Source organism: Bacillus sp. 22-7 (genome assembly GCF_010628845.1).
Classification (GTDB): domain Bacteria; phylum Bacillota; class Bacilli; order Bacillales; family Cytobacillaceae; genus Cytobacillus; species Cytobacillus firmus_B.
The window spans coordinates 1-17258 of record NZ_NJQY01000055.1 but is presented as its reverse complement, the minus strand read 5'-3'; the positions used below and the strand labels follow the sequence as shown (position 1 = coordinate 17258).

At 42.2% G+C, this 17258-nt stretch carries 13 protein-coding genes; 4 read left to right on the top strand and 9 right to left on the bottom strand.

Features of this window, described 5'->3' with window-relative positions:
* Positions 1 to 130: 130 nt before the first annotated feature.
* Both CE058_RS24610 and CE058_RS24605 read right to left on the bottom strand, forming a co-directional pair.
* A complete protein-coding gene (locus CE058_RS24610) occupies positions 131 to 1303 on the bottom strand; it encodes a D-alanyl-D-alanine carboxypeptidase family protein (protein ID WP_163145335.1) in 1173 nt (390 codons plus the stop codon).
* 193 nt (positions 1304 to 1496) lie between these two features.
* Entirely contained in the window at positions 1497 to 2450 is a 954-nt protein-coding gene (locus tag CE058_RS24605; RefSeq protein ID WP_163145334.1) for a glycine-rich domain-containing protein, read from the bottom strand.
* A 144-nt stretch (positions 2451 to 2594) separates the two neighbouring features.
* Here CE058_RS24605 and CE058_RS24600 point away from each other — a divergent pair, with 144 nt between their 5' ends.
* Complete coding sequence (locus tag CE058_RS24600) at positions 2595 to 3809, top strand: NAD(P)/FAD-dependent oxidoreductase (RefSeq protein ID WP_163145333.1); 1215 nt, start codon at positions 2595 to 2597, stop codon at positions 3807 to 3809.
* 24 nt (positions 3810 to 3833) lie between these two features.
* On the opposite strand, the gene CE058_RS24595 is transcribed toward CE058_RS24600, so the two are convergent.
* The 6 genes from CE058_RS24595 to CE058_RS24570 all read right to left on the bottom strand — a co-directional run bounded on the left by CE058_RS24595 (position 3834) and on the right by CE058_RS24570 (position 12277).
* On the bottom strand, positions 3834 to 5024 hold the full coding sequence (locus CE058_RS24595; protein WP_163145332.1) for a DHH family phosphoesterase: 1191 nt from the start codon (positions 5022 to 5024) through the stop codon (positions 3834 to 3836).
* Positions 5025 to 5125: 101 nt separating this feature from the next.
* Positions 5126 to 6466, bottom strand: a complete 1341-nt coding sequence (locus CE058_RS24590) for a YjiH family protein (protein ID WP_163145331.1) — start codon at positions 6464 to 6466, stop codon at positions 5126 to 5128.
* A gap of 47 nt (positions 6467 to 6513) precedes the next feature.
* Positions 6514 to 7494, bottom strand: a complete 981-nt coding sequence (locus CE058_RS24585) for an agmatinase family protein (RefSeq protein WP_048008018.1) — start codon at positions 7492 to 7494, stop codon at positions 6514 to 6516.
* Positions 7479 to 8765 (bottom strand): imidazolonepropionase, encoded by a 1287-nt coding sequence (gene hutI / locus CE058_RS24580; protein WP_048008019.1) that lies wholly within the window; start codon positions 8763 to 8765, stop codon positions 7479 to 7481. Before hutI ends, CE058_RS24585 begins: the two co-directional genes overlap by 16 nt.
* A gap of 193 nt (positions 8766 to 8958) precedes the next feature.
* Positions 8959 to 10620, bottom strand: a complete 1662-nt coding sequence (hutU, locus tag CE058_RS24575; protein WP_163145330.1) for a urocanate hydratase — start codon at positions 10618 to 10620, stop codon at positions 8959 to 8961.
* Positions 10621 to 10792: 172 nt separating this feature from the next.
* Positions 10793 to 12277 (bottom strand): response regulator transcription factor, encoded by a 1485-nt coding sequence (locus tag CE058_RS24570; RefSeq protein WP_163145329.1) that lies wholly within the window; start codon positions 12275 to 12277, stop codon positions 10793 to 10795.
* A 148-nt stretch (positions 12278 to 12425) separates the two neighbouring features.
* On the opposite strand from CE058_RS24570, the gene CE058_RS24565 reads away from it, so the two are divergent.
* Positions 12426 to 12878 (top strand): cupredoxin domain-containing protein, encoded by a 453-nt coding sequence (locus CE058_RS24565; protein WP_163145328.1) that lies wholly within the window; start codon positions 12426 to 12428, stop codon positions 12876 to 12878.
* Between the two features lie 109 nt (positions 12879 to 12987).
* Here CE058_RS24565 and safA read toward each other — a convergent pair whose 3' ends face one another.
* A complete protein-coding gene (gene safA, locus CE058_RS24560; protein ID WP_082138917.1) occupies positions 12988 to 13614 on the bottom strand; it encodes a SafA/ExsA family spore coat assembly protein in 627 nt (208 codons plus the stop codon).
* A gap of 293 nt (positions 13615 to 13907) precedes the next feature.
* Between safA and pflB the strand changes: the two genes are divergently transcribed.
* Positions 13908 to 16133, top strand: a complete 2226-nt coding sequence (gene pflB / locus CE058_RS24555) for a formate C-acetyltransferase (protein ID WP_163145327.1) — start codon at positions 13908 to 13910, stop codon at positions 16131 to 16133.
* Positions 16134 to 16233: 100 nt separating this feature from the next.
* Positions 16234 to 16962, top strand: a complete 729-nt coding sequence (pflA, locus tag CE058_RS24550; protein WP_163145326.1) for a pyruvate formate-lyase-activating protein — start codon at positions 16234 to 16236, stop codon at positions 16960 to 16962.
* The last annotated feature ends 296 nt before the right edge of the window (positions 16963 to 17258 follow it).

Genomic DNA, 17258 nt, shown 5'->3' with positions numbered 1-17258 from the left:
TATGACCTCGAGCCCCTAGGAGCCGCAGCTAGATTGGGCAGTTTGACCCCCACTTATCCTCCTTTGATTCCTCTGAGTCTTGAAGTGGGGGTCTTACTGCCCGTTAGACTGCGATAAATAAAGACGGGCTTTAAGCCCGTCTTCTCCCTCTTCTAGCTTTTGCTTTAAGATTTTTCCTTAAAACGAGAATAAAGATCCCGAATAAGAATAGGGCTAATCCTGCTTTTCCATAGTACCCTGTTGTCTCTTTTTCTGGCTCCTTATCTTTTTTGAGCTGACTTGAAACCACTTCATCCTGTTTATCCTCGATCAGCTTTACAGATTGAATGATTCTCCCGTTTTCATTCTTTATCTGCAGCTTCCCTTTTTCTGTAATGTTTTCTTCGTAGTTCCCTATTGGCAAAGTGATAGGTATTATTTCATCGCCAGTTGTATAGGTTTTTCCATTAGAGGGAAAAACATCAGTGCTGCTGAGTGCCGCAGCTTCAAAGTTGCTGTGTCCATAATTCAAAAGGTTTTTTGTATCATTATAAATGTCCCGCTTATAATCCGCTTTTAACACAATAGCGGTTAACTTGATTGAATCATATTCTGCAGAGGTAGCGAGAGTCTGTTTGGCTTCATCCACGAAACCGGTTTTCCCCCCTGTCACTCCCTCGAATGGAACCTCCCCTTTGAGCATCCTGTGATGAGTAAAGATGGTGGTGTCCCATGATTTTCCTGTCCACTTCAATTCCTTTGTCCCGTAAATTTCTCTGAAGGTCTCATTTTTCAGGGCGTAATTGGTTAATTTCGCAAGGTCAGCTGCGGTTGTAAAGTGGTTTTCATCATACAGACCGTGAGGATTAACAAAGTGGGTATTTTTTAACCCAACATTCTTTTTCAGGTAGTGATTAAGGTTCTCTGAGAATGTTTCTATATTGCCGTCCAAATGCTCAGCAATGCTCCAGGCGGCATCATTTCCTGAGTTAATCAGCATTCCCTGAACGAGTTTTTTTAAGGGCACCTGTTCCCCTTCCTCCAAATACACTTGTGTTCCTTCGGCCTCCGCTGCATTCCTGCTGATTGTGGCCAAATCATTCAAGTCGCCATTTTCAATGGCATAAATGGCTGTTGCTATTTTCGTCAGACTGGCAGGGTACATTTTTTTTTCCGCGTTTTTTGCATATAGAACAGCTCCTGATTCTGAATCTGTTACAATTGCGGCTTCACTGATAATTTCAGGCCCTTTTGTTTCCTCAGCAGCTGCATTTCCAGTCGGAAAACTGAATAAAAGCAGGATAATAGCAACCAATTTTTTCATAAATGCACATCCATTTCAAACCTATAATCAATTCATCCTGATTGTATCAAACAATAAATGCATAGCCCTATCATATTTATAAATTGTTACATAATTGAAAATTTAATACCGTATTTTGAGAAGATTGATAATGAAAGGAAATTATTGATTTATCTTTTCGAAAAACAAAAAAGCAATCCAATTGGACTGCTTTTCAGCTGGAGCATCCGCCTCCACAGCTCGAACAGCTGGAGCCGCCTGAATCATTTCCTCCTCCAGAATCATGATCATTGCTGCTGCAAGAGAAGCCTGAGCAGTAAACCATTCCGGCAGCATGGGCTTTTGCGAGCTCCTCGGGGAGCAGTTCATTCATATTGTCCTCGAACCAATCTGGTTCATAAACTGAAAAATACACGGCTGGAAACAGCAGATAGGAATACTGGCTGACAGATGTGGGCTTCGTAAATTCCAGCGGCTTTTTCCCAAGGTTCATTAATTCTGATTCAGATATTTCATGCTTCAGTTTTTCTATAATCTTCTTTTTAAGTTCAAGCCAATCATTTCCTGTCCTGAAATACTTATTTAACAGTTGAGTTTCATTCATGCTCCTGAAATCATCTAGTATTTCTTTTTTTATAGGATTTTGCAAAAAGCCCCCCCATATTCTGCTGCTATTATGGCCTGCCTCAAAAAGAGTTAAGTACACCCAGTCAAAAAAGGCCCTTTCACCTGGAATGGGGGTGCTGTTCATATTTGGTGAATGGTGGAGATATTCACCGAAGAAGTTCTTTGAGAACTGATTATATTCACGAGTAAACATCAGCATTTCATGCCAGATCTCATCTGCTTTACTGCTGAACATGGGCACTGTTTTCAGTATTGCATTCATTACAAAATATCTTTTCAGCTCAAAAAATGTCCAATCATATGCATAGTCTTTCCATTTCGGGTGCTCTCTCAGTACACGATTTTTTATATTCTCAATGTACCCTTCAGGCAAAGATTTTTCTAATTGCTGGATCATTGGCAGATAGTCGTCTGTCTGAATTCCCAGATTCTCAGGAAATGGCTCGTTTTTAATGAAAGGATCCCTGCTAGCTCCTTTATAAATGGCTGTTATTAAAAACGCAGTAAATAACACCCCAAAAACTAACAATATTAAGTCCATAATTCCCCTCCTCTTCCTAATTGCACTCAACTCAATTATAAATCAATTTTCCTGTTTTTTTGAAATTAAGTAAAATTTATCCTTGGTAATATTTTTATATTGGCAGAACAAAATAATGAGGATAAATATATAGGGGAAAAATGAATGGATTTGCTGAGCGGTAAGTTGTATTGGCCGGAAACACTCGATGCTGCGCATACTTATCCAATACTGGAACAGGATATTGATTGCGATGTATTGATTATTGGAGCAGGATCTTCCGGTGCTCAATGCGCTTATTATTTGAGCAAATACGATCTTAAAGTAGTGGTGGCTGACAAAAAAAATGCCGGGACTGGCAGTACTTCTGTTAATACTGCACTCATTCAATATGCAGGCGACAAAACATTTGCTGAATTAATTAACAGTTTTGGAGAGGAGTATTCAGCAAGACACCTTAAGCTGTGTGAAAAAGCCATTAAAGAGATTGAAAATGCTGAACAGCTTTTTTGTGATAAATTTGAGTTCGAGTGGAAAGATACGCTGTATTATGCCAGTTCATCCGAAGACATTGCTAAACTGGAACAAGAATACCATTACCTAAGAAAACATGGATTCCCGGTCGAACTTTGGGATGAAAAGAAAATTGAAGAGCATTATTCATTTATAAAGCCAGCAGCTATTTATTATAAAAATGATGCTGTTATTAACCCATTGAAGTTTACCTATGCCCTCTTGGATTATGCTAAAAGCAAAGGGGCAGTCATTTATGAAAACACGGCCTTAACCGGTCATAAAATTGAGGGAAATACAACTGTGTTTTTCAGTGCTAAAGGTTCAATCAGAGCAAAGAAAGTGATATTTGCGTGCGGATATGAAGGGTTGGAAATTAAAAAGGAAAAAAACGCAGTGATTACGAGTTCATATGCTGTGGTCACGAATCAGATTGCAGATTTTACTGCCTGGTATAATAAAACCTTAATTTGGGAGTCAGCAAGGCCCTATATTTATTTCCGGACTACAGCAGATAACAGGATCATTATTGGAGGACTTGACGAAAATACCGGTTATGCTGATGCCCGGGACGCTCACATAACTCACAAGCGTGAACAGCTGATTAATGAGCTTCACAAACTGTTTCCGGATATTGATGCTGAACCGGAGTATTTCTTGGCTGCTTTTTATGGAGGCACACATGATGGTCTGCCGATCATTGGTGAGTACAAAGAAATACCCAACAGTTATTTCCTATTTGCTTATGGTGATAATGGAACGGTTTATAGTATGGTTCTATCTCAAATTATTACAGATATCATTGTAAAGGGGCAAAGCAGCGATTTGGAGCTGTATCGGCAGGACAGGCCTTTATTAATGAAATAAAACCGCCCCGCATGGGCGGTTTTACTATTTTTTAGATTTCAAATAAAATTTCTTTAAATAATCTACATAAATATCATCATTAACAAGCCAAGTCTGGTATTTTCTTTTAATAAAGTTTTCTGCTTGCAGAAAGTTCCGATAGGATTCGCGAACTGGTTTTCCATTCATTTCAAGGATCCATTTGTCGTCAGCTTCAGCAAAAATAAAAAATTTGTCTCCTTTCTTATTTTCGTACAGTGATCCCTGTTTCGCGCTTTTATTATTGTATTTGTTTTTAAATGCATCCTGCCTCAAAGGGTCCAGGGGAAAAATGTCCTGAACGAATAGTTTATAAGCATCTTTTCCCATCGAACAGCCTGATGCTTTGGCATGTCCGCCCCCTCCAAACTTTCCGGCCACGGCAGAAACATCAACGTGGTCATGGATTGTCCTGAAACTGATTTTTTTGCCCCCGAGATTTAAGATAGCGATATAATCGATATGGGGATACTCTTTACCAAGCTCATTGCCCAGCTCGGAATGATAAGATTCTGCATGGACAATGCCTGTACAATATTCGCCGATGAACGTTTGTATCATTTCCCGCTTCTTCCGCCTGACGTAACGCTCAATTTTCTTCTCTTCCATATTCAGCAATTTCTGTTCAAACTCATCAAATTCGAATGTATCAGAGTTCATGATTCTTTCCGTCATTTTTTCTTCGAATTCTTCTATGGAAATCATGAAAAATAAATCATTCAGATTTTTTGCCTTTATATTTTCATTTTGGTCCCATTCCCAGGTGTCATACTGTCGGACAAGCTCGACAAATTCATCGAGGGCCTGAGACGGCTGGATCATTTCATGCTCCTGGAGATACTCATACAGCAAAGAGGTTGCAGCCGTGAGCCTGCCATCTTCATATTGCACTTTCACTCTGCCCCAGCTGTAATCATTGAAATGAAGAGCTGTTTTATGATGGTCAATTAATCTGATGTTTCCGCCTCCTTTTGCCAGATCATCAAGCCTGATCAAGTTTTCATCGTTAACTGATAAATCTGTGATCATTAAAAAATCATCTTTTATATTTTTTTCATTTTCCAGCAATTTTTCTATCTGATAATCAAGTCCCATCACAGAGTTATAGCGTACCTCAACATCTTTTCCAAAAGCGATCCTGGCAACAATGCCGCACCCGACACCATCAAGGTCATTATGTGTATACAGCCTGTACAAAATCCATCACCTGCTATTCTTAGACTCATTCCTCTGTTAGTTTGGTTACGGAGGAAAATTCTATGCGAAAAATCCCCGCTGAAGTGAGCAGGGATTTCCAGTTAAAGCAGCAAATAGGCCAGTGGAGCAGTAATCAGTATGGTCAGAATTGTTCTTTCTGCCCAGATGACAAGCAGCTGCGGAATAGAAAGAGGAATTTCTGTTGATAAAATACACGGGACAAGTGCAGAAAAGAAAATTATAGCTGATACGGAAACAACTCCGATTACAAATTTAGTGACTAGTGCAGCCTCCGCTGCAAGCAGGGCTGGAAGGAACATTTCTGCAATTCCCACCGCACTTGCCTTTGCTGCCAATAACGGATCAGGAAGCTGTACGAGAGCCGTAAAAGGATAAAAGATATAACCCAGCCAATCAAATACAGGAGTGAATTCGGCAAGAATCAGGCCAAATAAACCTACTGACATAATGGAGGGCAAAATGGACATTGTCATGACAAACCCATCTTTTAAATTATCCTTTATGTTTTTCCATAATGCGGGTGACTCAGCTGCTGTATCCATCGCTTCCTTCCAGGCTGCCTGAAGACGGTTTCCTGTAAAGGTTTCAACTGGAGGATCCTGGTTATTGTAATATTCTTCGCTCATTGATTTAAGAGGCCAGATTCTTACGGTAATAGCCGTTACGATGAAAGTGACAGCAAACGTCGTCCAAAAATAGGTGTTCCAGATGTCCATTAATCCAAGTGTTTTAGCCACAACAATCATGAACGTTGCGGAGACCGTTGAGAAACCGGTAGCAATAATGGCTGCTTCCTTAATGCTATATTTTCCTTCTTTAAATACCCTGTTGGTTATGAGCAGTCCGATTGAATAGCTGCCTACAAAGGAAGCAACTGCATCAATGGCTGATTTTCCCGGTGTTTTCCAGATTGGCTTCATAATCGGCTGCATAATGACACCGAAAAATTCAAGCAATCCATATCCAACCAGCAGGGCAAGAAATACTGAGCCGATTGGAACAAGAAGTCCGACAGACACCACCAGTTTCTCAAACAAGAAAGGTCCCATGCTCGGGTCAAATAGCCAGGCAGGGCCGAAACCGAAGACAATCATAATGGCTGTGAAAAATCCGATTACCTTAAAAATAGAGAAAACAGTATTTACTTTATTTTTGTTCCAGGTTTTTGTATAGAATGGATAAATGGCGCCGAGCAGTATGACAAGCAACGCATAGTATGTTACAGCTGCAGGCAGGTATGTCTGAATCGCAGTTACGATATGGTCCAGCATAATGGAGGATTTCCCGTTAACAGTGACTGGTATAAAAAACATAAATATGCCAATGGTACTGAAGAGAAAAAACTTAGCCTTATTTTTACTAGTTGCGTTGGGATTTAGTTCAGGCTGGCGGGATTGACTTAATATCGTTTCTTTTTCCATTCTCATTCCCCCTCATAATATTGCGGGTAAGGAGCAGAGTGAGCCCCTTACCTTCTGTTCATTAAAGCTGTTAAAAAGGTCAGAAATGTATACGTGCCTGCTTTAACTGTTGGCTGTGCCTGGTGATCTCTTGTTGGATCAAGGCAGACAATATCCATGGCTGCCGTTTTGGAGGAAAGACCAGCTGCATATACGGCCGTAAATAGTTCTTCAGTGCTCATGCCGCCTGGTGTGGATGCAGGGACCCCAGGCGCAAAACCAATGTCCAGCACATCCATGTCAATCGTGACATAAATTTTGTCCACTTTTGATTCCAGCTGCCGGATTGATTCTCTAACCGTTTCCTCAATCCCTCGTCTTCTGGCTTCCTTTAAGGTAATATAATTGAGCTTATGTTCTTTAGCATAATGGACTAGCGACTGGCTGTTGAAAAAGCCATGAAGGCCAATATTGTAGACATTTTCCCCTTTAATTTTGTTGTTCTGAATCAGGTTGCGGATGGGCGTCCCATTTGTCGGTCCATGGTCTTCAAGACTTCTGAGGTCCAGGTGCGTATCCAGCTGGAGAATGCCGATTTCTTTTTCAGGCTCCAGTTCCTTCAGGCCGCTGACCAGCATGGCTGTGATGGAGTGATCTCCTCCGATCGCTATTGGGAATGAATCAGGAAATTGCGTCCGTACGTCCTTCATCGTTTGTTTTATATTGGAATGGCATTGCGGAATATCTGTGAAATGCATTTTAACGTCACCAAGATCCGCAACCTTCAGTTCTTGAAGATCCCTTTCAAAATCCAAATTGTACGTGGAAAAGCCTTTCCAGGATCTCCTGAAGGATTCAGGAAATTCAGATGCTCCTGATGCACTTATTGATGACCGGGAAAGAGGGACACCGAAAAGCACGACATCCCAGTTTTCTTTCTTTAATTCCTCATCCCTCTGGTTTTGGCGAATCCATTCACTCACCTTTACGTCAGTTCCCAGTTCGGTTTGCGGCCAAAAAAACCCGGGAGGATTTATTGTTGGTAGCATAAGCTTCCTCCCTTCACGACCACTTCCCCATTTTTAATCACTGTGTCTGTATGGTTCATGCCGTAGTGATATTGCATTTGCATGTAGTTTGGTACATTGAGCAGAAGCAGATCAGCTTTTTTGCCGGGTTCTATGCTTCCCACTTCTTCTGACCGATTGATTGCATGTGCTGCATTAATGGTAGCGGCGGCAATCGCTTCTGCAGGTGTAAGTCCCATATGCATGCATGCAAGATTCATCATAAATGGCATGGAGCAGGTTGGCGAAGATCCGGGGTTGCAATCGGTTGATAAAGCAACTGGAACACCCTTATCAATCATGCGGCGGCCTCTGGCTGCTTCAGCCATCAGGAAGAATGCTGTGCCTGGAAGAAGCACACCGATTACTCCCTTTTCAGCCATCATTTCCATGCCTTTATCAGATGCTCTAAGCAGATGATCTGCAGAGATGGCACCAACTTCTGCAGCAAGCTCGGCCCCCTCATAAGGTTCGATTTCGTCGGCATGGATTTTAGGAATAAGGCCATGTTTCTTCCCTGCTTCAAGAAGTTTTCTGGACTGCTCCGGTGTGAATACCCCTCTTTCGCAGAAAATATCATTGAATTCGGCAAGCTTTTCTTCAGCTACTTTCGGCAGCATTTCTTCAATAACCAAATCTATAAAAGCATCTGGATTCTCTTTGTATTCAGCAGGAACTGCATGTGCCCCCATAAAGGTGCGGACAACATCCACCGGATGCAGTTCATCCGCTTTCCGGGCTGCCGTCAGCTGCTTTCGCTCTGTTTCCCAATCCAGTCCATATCCGCTTTTTGCCTCTATCGTGGTTACTCCGTGTTTAAGGAAGCGATCAAGACGGACAAGGCTCGCATCTACCAATTCCTCTTCAGAGGCGTTTCTGGTCATAGAAGTGGTAGCGTGAATTCCGCCGCCATTGTTCATGATTTCCATATACGTCGCCCCGTTCAGGCGCATATTGAATTCCTCTTCCCTGCTGCCTGCATAAACAAGGTGTGTATGCGGATCAACCAGTCCTGGAAGAAGGATTTTTCCTGTCGCATCAATGATTTCAGCTTCCTGAAGCCGGCTTTGATATTCAGCTTGGAGTTCCGCTGTTGTCCCTGCTGCTTTAATTCTGTCCTCTTCAATCCATACTGCCCCGTCTTCAATGATGTGAAGCTCGCTCATTTTTTCTTTTGTCAGCGGCTGTTTGGAGCTGCCCTTTAAGGTAATCATTTGATTTGCATGTTTGATAAAAATAGGTTTTGAGTGCATTTTGTGCTCCTCCTTAAAAAATGGAAGTTCCAATCCGAAGGAATCACGGATTGGAGGGCTTCCTCATTGAAAATATTAATGGTTATTTGCAAGTTTAAGAGTTTTATTTGCAGATTTGACTGACCTATTTGCAAATTAGCATGGTCTATTTGCAAATTTTTCACTTCTATTTGCTAATTTTATAAAATTTTCTTTATTTCATCATTGGAATGTTTACGCCTTTTTCTTTTGCTGTTTTGATAGCAAGGTCATAGCCTGCATCTACATGGCGTACAATTCCCATTCCAGGATCAGATGTGAGGACACGTTCAAGGCGCTGTTCTGCTTCCTTCGTGCCATCCGCAACGATGACCATTCCAGCATGTAAGGAGTATCCCATTCCTACTCCGCCTCCATGGTGGACGGAAACCCAGCTTGCTCCTCCGACAGCATTGATCAGTGCATTCAGGATTGGCCAGTCTGCCACTGCATCACTGCCGTCCTTCATGGCTTCTGTCTCGCGGTTTGGTGATGCAACTGAACCGGAATCCAGATGGTCACGGCCGATAACGATCGGTGCTTTAAGTTCTCCGCGGGCAACCATATCATTGATGATTTTTCCAAATTTTGCGCGCTCCCCATAACCAAGCCAGCAAATTCTTGAAGGCAGTCCCTGGAATTGAATTTTCTCACGTGCCATCTTAATCCATTTGCAAAGATGTTCGTTATCTGCAAATTCGCGCAGGATCACTTCATCTGTTTTATAGATATCTTCGGGGTCTCCTGATAATGCTACCCAGCGGAAAGGCCCTTTCCCTTCACAGAATAACGGACGGATGTAGGCAGGCACGAATCCAGGGAAATCAAACGCATTCTCGACACCCTCATCTTTCGCAACCTGACGGATATTGTTTCCGTAATCAAATGTAACTGCGCCCTTCTTTTGCATGTCCAGCATAGCCTGAACATGGACAGCCATGCTTGCCTTTGATTTCTGAACATATTCCGCAGCATCTTCCTTTCGCAGAACAGCTGCTTCTTCTAAAGAATAGCCGATTGGAACATAGCCATTTAAAGGATCATGTGCAGAAGTCTGATCAGTCAGTACATCCGGGGTGAAATTCATCTCAAGCATTTTTGGCAGAATTTCAGCTGCATTACCTAATAGCCCGATAGAAAGCGGACGGCCTTCCTGTTTTGCCTCTGTTGCCAACTTAATAGCCTCTTCAATTGAATAAACCTTTGTATCCAGGTATTTCGTTTCAAGCCTGCGGTCAATGCGGTGTTCATCCACATCAATGGCAATGCAGACACCATCATTCATGGTTACGGCGAGCGGCTGAGCGCCACCCATTCCGCCAAGGCCTGCTGTTAACGTAATCCTCTGTTTCAGTGAGCCGGAGAAGTGCTGCCTGCCAAGCTCGGCAAATGTTTCATATGTTCCTTGGACGATTCCTTGGCTTCCGATGTAAATCCAGCTTCCCGCTGTCATTTGGCCATACATCATCAGGCCTTTCTTATCAAGCTCATGGAACGTATCCCAGTTTGCCCAGGCCGGCACCAGATTCGAGTTGGCGATCAATACCTTTGGTGCATCTTTATGTGATTTAAATACCGCAACCGGCTTTCCGGATTGAACAAGTAGTGTTTCATCGTCTTCTAATTCATGCAGGGTTTTTACAATCGCATCATAGCAATCCCAATTTCGGGCAGCCTTCCCTATGCCGCCGTAAACAACCAGTTCTTCCGGAATCTCTGCAACCTCTTTGTCCAAATTATTCATAAGCATACGAAGTGCCGCTTCCTGAATCCAGCCTTTTGCGTGGAGCTCACTGCCTTGATAATTTTTAATTTCTCTTTTTGTTTCCGCTTTCATTGTTATCCCTCCAATGTTATCTCATATTTAAATTTTATAATGAGAAATATCTGAAAAGTAGAATAATTAGGTTTGATTTTTTGCAAAATTATAAGATTATATTCTTGAATTATGTCTATTTTTATATTAATATTAGTGTTTTTATAAAAAACAACAAAAATAAAACCCCCATTTAAAAGGAGGTTTTGTGCAGACTTTTTCTAAATTGATTAGGTGGTATACCTTTAATTTTACTGAACACTTTATTGAAGTATTGCTGATTTCGAAAACCGCAGACAGATGAGATTTCTTTTATGCTCATTTCTGATTCCAGCAGCAGCTTGGCAGATTGCCTGATCCGAGTTTCATTAAGGAGCTCCCGAAATGATTTGCCGCATTTTTTTGCCAGCATGGAGCTAATATAGTTTGGATTTCGATCTGCATATTCAGCTGCCCTTTCAAGCGTAATTGAAGCGTCCCAGTAATTTGTTTCTATAAAGAATTGGACTCTGTCTGTAAGATCCAGCTTCAGTTTCTTATCAGATCGAATGGTCTCAAACACATAGGAAATGAAGCTGATCATTTCGTTAATAATCCGGTAGATCAATGGCGAATATAGGATCGTCTGGAATAAACGAAGGTATTCCTTCTCCATTTCTCCGTCGGCAAGGCGGAAAGTCTTCATATGCCTGCGGATATGCGCAAGAATACTGGTCAGCCGGATTCTGATTAGGCCGGGTTCCGGATATGGATCTTCCAATATAAGAAATTCTTTGGAAAACCATGATTTGATCTCTTCTAAATCAGCCTGATTCAGGAAATCAATCCAGCTGCTCTGTTCCTCGGGAGTTAAGAACGGATCAATTGAAAGCCATTTAGGCAGCGATGCTTCCTCAATTACCTGATTAAACCCCCTGAAAAATGTTAACTCCATCAGTTTTCTATTCGCATCATAATGGCTTTTGAGAGTATTCTGACCTTCCTGGCCAGTATTAATGCTGATGGCAATTGGTTCAGGTGAGGTTTCCTGCCAATTCCTCATAAATTTGACGCTTTCCTCTTTCCACGATATACCCGATTTTTCAGCAATTATCAATACCATGTCACTTAAAATAAAATAATCGACTCGTTTCTGGAACGCATAGCTTTCCAGAAATTCATATAAAATTGGAAGCTCGAGCACATTTTCAGTTTTTATGCCAATGGAAAGAAAAGGCTCTGCCGGATCTTTCGCTTCTAAAAATATATCCTGGTAATTGAAATTTTTATCTGCTTTTATGCTGGAGCTTTTTTCAGCAGCTGGAGCTTTCAGCTTTTGTCGCCTCTGAATGTTTCGTGCAGATTTCAATAAAATATCAGCTGAAATGGGCTTAAGTATCAAATCGGCTACACCCATGTCAATGGCTCGCTTTGCCTGTGCAAAGGTCGCTTCCATTGTAAGTGCAATAAGATCCGGCCCTATAATTTGAATGGTTTTTAAGAAAGAGCTGTATCTATCTTCCTTTATCAGATCAAGTTCAAAAATCAGCAGATCGGGCTGAAAAGTCTCAAGCTTTTTAATAAGCCCTGCCTCATCTTCGGCAGACTCCACATCCCATGCGTTCATGGAAGATTTCAACAGCCACTCTATACCCTTTGTATCGTACTCATCCCGATTGGCCACAAGTACCTTGTACATGCTGCCACTTCCTTTTTTAAATCTATTATGAAATAATTTTTCAGCAGCTGTAAAGAAAAATCGGAAAAATCCCGCAAATAGTAGACAAGTTATGATGCCCTTAAAGCATATCTATATATGGACAACTAATTTTGGAAGGAGTATGACCATGCCTTTTCTTGTATTAAAGAAACGCAGCATCATTGCCTTTGTCATCATATTTTCAGTCATTGTTTCTGCATCTGTATGGTTTTTTTCAAAGTCTGACAGTTTGGCGGTATTCAACCAGAACGAAGGAGAAAAAGTCCGGGAAATCCATATGGTTACAGGAGAATTTAAAGCCAAGCTGCCTGATGGCAAGGAAATCGAAGCATATCGCTGGGATCCGGGAACCATTTTTCTGGAAAAAGATGAAAAGGTTAACCTGAAGATTTGGGGAGTCAACGGAATGGAACATCCTTATATCATCGAAGGAACCGATATTAAGGGTGTTGTAAAGAAAGCCGAAGAAACAGTGGTCCCTCTTCAATTTGATAAAGAAGGCGTATACCGTCTGATTTGTCTTACTCATCCGGATAAGGATAATAGCGGACCTATGATTGCTTATATTGTAGTAGATTAATGGGCAAAGCAAAAGCACCGGATTATTCCGGTGCTTTTCTTTACTGTCTAGCTCCAGCGCTTGCCCCCTCGAGGTGTCGGGGGTGGGCAAGGCGCTGGAGCTTTTCCTCTTATCTCCCAATAAACATTTGTGTCCAATAGTGTCCGTAAGTTCCGCCCTGTGCGTAACCTACTCCGATTTCTGTGAAGTTCGCAGATAGGATATTTTTGCGGTGACCCTCACTGTTCATCCACGCTGTTACCACTTCCTGAGGAGTTCTTTGCCCGGCAGCAATGTTTTCCCCAGCAGTTCTGTAGGTAATTCCGAAGCTCTTCATCATATCAAACGGGCTTCCGTATGTAGGTGAGTTATGATCGAAATATCTCTTATTAATCATATCCTGAGATTTGTACCTTGCTACTCTCGCAAGCTCCCAATTTGATTTCAGCGGCTTTAATCCGTACTTTGCCCTTTCCTGGTTAACAAGTTGAACTACCTGTTCTTCAACGCCTGTTGTGGCTTTTGAAAGAGTAGGGATATTCACCTTTTGTCCGGGATAAATGAAGTTCGGGTTTGAAATCTGCCCGTTGGCATTAATGATTTCAGGAACACCCACCTGATACTTCATGGCAATCTTCCACATCGTATCCCCTGGCTGAACGGTATGTACTGTTGATGCTTTTGCATCAAAATTGAATCCAAAGACAAGTGCGACAGACAACATTAAAATGAATGAAAGTTTTGATAGTGTTTTCATATTTATATTTAATCAAAAACTTCTACTCTAATAAACAGGTAATTGTTGGCGCCGAATGTAAGAATTTCATAATAATTTCTATCAGTTTTTATGGTCGGATTTTCATCTGTGTATAACAGTTCACAGACTCTGGATGGTTTTGTAATACACTTTTTGTCTGAAGTTGCATAATAACTATATTTCACAATACGTTCAAAATGTTTGTGATTTATTTCACATTAAATCTGTTATATTGATAGTATAGTAAAGTTGTAACAACTGTTATACAAATAATCTCTTTGAGGTGAACTGGCATGGAAAGATGGAACGGCTTTAAAGAAGGCATTTGGACACGTGAAATTGATGTTAGAGATTTTATATTAAAGAACTTTACACCTTTTTCCGGGGATGAATCATTTTTGAAAGGTCCTACAGAAGCTACATCATTATTATGGGAAAAAGTAATGGCTCTCACCAAAAAGGAGCGGGAACAAGGCGGCGTGCTCGATATGGACACAGAAATCGTCTCCGCTATTACCTCACATGGACCTGGTTATCTCGTTCAGGATAAAGAAAAAATTGTAGGTGTCCAGACTGACCAGCCGTTTAAGCGCTCTCTTCAGCCATTTGGCGGAGTCCGCATGGCTGTGGCTGCCTGTGAAGCATACGGCTATGAAGCCAGCAAAGACATTGAAAAGATATTTACAGACTATCGCAAAACACATAACCAGGGCGTGTTTGATGCCTATACGGATGAAATGAAGCTTGCCCGTAAAGCTGGCATAATTACCGGACTGCCTGATGCATATGGCCGGGGCAGGATTATCGGAGATTATCGCAGGGTTGCCCTTTATGGGGCTGACCGCTTGATTGAAGCGAAAAAAGCTGATATGAAATCGACCTCAAGTGTAATGACGGAAGAAAATATTCGATTGAGGGAAGAAATTTCAGAACAGATCAGGGCTCTGAAGGAACTGAAGCAGCTGGCAAACAGCTACGGTTTTGATATATCAAAGCCTGCAGGAAATGCTCTTGAAGCTTTCCAGTGGCTGTATTTCGCTTATCTTGCTGCCATCAAGGAACAAAATGGTGCCGCTATGAGTCTTGGCCGTGTTTCCACTTTTCTTGATATTTTCATAGAAAGAGACATTAAGAACGGGGTACTTACCGAGACGGATGCGCAGGAGCTGGTTGATCACTTTGTCATGAAGCTGCGTCTCGTAAAATTCGCCAGAACGCCTGATTATAATGAATTATTCAGCGGTGACCCTACATGGGTTACAGAGTCCATTGGCGGGATGGCGCTTGATGGCCGCCCGCTTGTAACAAAGAATTCTTTCCGCTTCCTTCATACCCTTAGAAATCTTGGTCCTGCTCCGGAACCGAACTTAACGGTATTATGGTCCGCCAAGCTTCCTGAGAACTTTAAAAAATATTGTGCCAGGATGTCAATCGAAACAAGTTCAATCCAATACGAAAACGACGATATCATGCTTCCCGAGTATGGCGATGATTATGGAATCGCCTGCTGTGTTTCTGCCATGGAAATAGGAAAACAAATGCAATTTTTCGGAGCAAGAGCAAACCTTGCAAAGGCCCTCTTATATAGCATTAATGGCGGCAAGGATGAAAAACTGGGCATTCAGGTCGGCCCTGCCTATGCCCCAATAAGATCAGACATCCTTCAATATGAGGAAGTGATGGAGAAGTTTGATTTCATGATGGAATGGCTGGCAGACCTCTATATTAATACTCTGAATATCATTCATTACATGCATGATAAATATAGCTACGAACGAATCGAAATGGCTTTGCATGACTCCGAAATTTTCAGAACAATGGCCACTGGCATTGCGGGTCTGAGTGTTGCGGCCGATTCGCTAAGTGCCATCAAATTCGCAACCGTTAAGGCAATCCGTGATGAGAACGGAATAGTGATTGATTTTATAACAGAAGGAGACTTTCCAAAATACGGCAATAATGATGATCGCGTCGACAACATCGCTATAGACCTGGTGGAACGGTTTATGAAGAAGCTACGAAAGCATCAGACTTACAGAAACTCTATGCACACGATGTCGATATTAACCATTACATCAAATGTGGTATATGGCAAGAAAACTGGCAATACACCTGATGGAAGGCGTGCCGGAGAGCCATTTGCCCCAGGTGCAAATCCAATGCACGGAAGAGATACGAAAGGAACGCTTGCTTCCCTGTCCTCTGTTGCAAAATTACCGTACAAACAGGCGCTCGATGGCATCAGCAACACCTTCTCCATTGTCCCTAAAGCACTTGGAAAGGATGATGAAAGCCGTGTTCGCAATCTGGTATCCATACTCGACGGTTATGCCATAAAATCCGGGCATCACTTAAATGTCAATGTATTTAATAAAGAAACACTTATGGATGCCATGGAACATCCGGAGGAATATCCGCAGCTGACCATCAGGGTTTCAGGCTATGCAGTAAACTTCATTAAGCTGACTAAAGAGCAGCAGCTTGATGTAATAAATCGAACATTCCATGAATCCATGTAACCAATCGGATGGCGGGCCATTTTAATTGACCCCCTTGTTCAAAAAGCTTTAGCAAGGTGCAGCTTCGGCTGCCCCGGTGCTTATGGAAAGGAAGATGATCATGCACGGCAACATTCATTCAATAGAGACATTCGGTACAGTAGACGGACCTGGCATCCGGTATGTCATTTTTACACAGGGGTGCCTCCTTCGCTGTCAATTTTGCCATAATGCAGATACTTGGGAAATTGGAACAGGGAAGCAAATGTCCGTTTCAGAAATCATGAATGACCTGCAATCCTATCTCCCTTTCTTCGAGGCTTCCGGAGGCGGCATCACAGTCAGCGGCGGTGAACCTTTGCTGCAGATTCCATTTCTTATAGAGCTTTTTAAAGAATGCAAGAAACTTGGCATTCACACTGCCATAGATTCATCAGGAGGCTGCTATTCCAGCTCCCCGCTTTTTCAGACACAGCTGAAAGAGCTTATGAACTATACGGACCTGGTACTGCTGGATTTGAAGCATATTGATAGGGAGAAACATAAAAAACTGACAGGACTTACAAATGAGCACATCCTTCAATTTGCGCGGTTTCTGTCTGATCATCAGGTGCCTGTATGGATCCGCCATGTGCTGGTGCCAACAAGGTCTGATGATGAAAGGGATCTGGAACGATTGGGCCGTTTTATAAAAGAGTTGAACAATGTGGAAAAAATTGAGGTTCTCCCCTATCACAAGCTTGGTGTATATAAATGGGAAGCGCTTGGATTGGAATATCCGCTTAAGGATATTGATCCGCCGAGTGAGGAAAAAACTGAATGGGCCTATCGGCTTCTGGCTGGGTTATAAAAGTTGGTTTTGATTTAGTATTTTAGTTGCAGCGTTTTATGTGGTTTGCCCCAATTTCGATTGGGGCTTTGTTTGTGTCTTGTAGTTTTTTTCTTTTGGGTGTCGGGTTAGGACGCAAAAGTGATGCCGGCTGAGTCTGAAGTTGACTGGAGTTCGGACATAAAACTGCGAACGGATGCCCGCTGAGTCGAAGTTGGCTGGGGTTCGGACACAAAACCGCGAACAGATGCCGGCTGAGTCCGAAGTTGGCTGGGGTTCGGACACAAAACCACGAACGGATGCCGGCTGAGTCCGCA

Bases quoted from the DNA above. Each gene is read 5' to 3' on its own strand.
- CE058_RS24610 (WP_163145335.1), bottom strand. From the start codon at position 1,303: ATGAAAAAATTGGTTGCTATTATCCTGCTTTTATTCAGTTTTCCGACT.
- CE058_RS24605 (WP_163145334.1), bottom strand. From the start codon at position 2,450: ATGGACTTAATATTGTTAGTTTTTGGGGTGTTATTTACTGCGTTTTTA.
- CE058_RS24600 (WP_163145333.1), top strand. From the start codon at position 2,595: ATGGATTTGCTGAGCGGTAAGTTGTATTGGCCGGAAACACTCGATGCT.
- CE058_RS24590 (WP_163145331.1), bottom strand. From the start codon at position 6,466: ATGGAAAAAGAAACGATATTAAGTCAATCCCGCCAGCCTGAACTAAAT.
- CE058_RS24585 (WP_048008018.1), bottom strand. From the start codon at position 7,494: ATGCTACCAACAATAAATCCTCCCGGGTTTTTTTGGCCGCAAACCGAA.
- hutI (WP_048008019.1), bottom strand. From the start codon at position 8,765: ATGCACTCAAAACCTATTTTTATCAAACATGCAAATCAAATGATTACC.
- hutU (WP_163145330.1), bottom strand. From the start codon at position 10,620: ATGAAAGCGGAAACAAAAAGAGAAATTAAAAATTATCAAGGCAGTGAG.
- CE058_RS24570 (WP_163145329.1), bottom strand. From the start codon at position 12,277: ATGTACAAGGTACTTGTGGCCAATCGGGATGAGTACGATACAAAGGGT.
- CE058_RS24565 (WP_163145328.1), top strand. From the start codon at position 12,426: ATGCCTTTTCTTGTATTAAAGAAACGCAGCATCATTGCCTTTGTCATC.
- safA (WP_082138917.1), bottom strand. From the start codon at position 13,614: ATGAAAACACTATCAAAACTTTCATTCATTTTAATGTTGTCTGTCGCA.
- pflB (WP_163145327.1), top strand. From the start codon at position 13,908: ATGGAAAGATGGAACGGCTTTAAAGAAGGCATTTGGACACGTGAAATT.
- pflA (WP_163145326.1), top strand. From the start codon at position 16,234: ATGCACGGCAACATTCATTCAATAGAGACATTCGGTACAGTAGACGGA.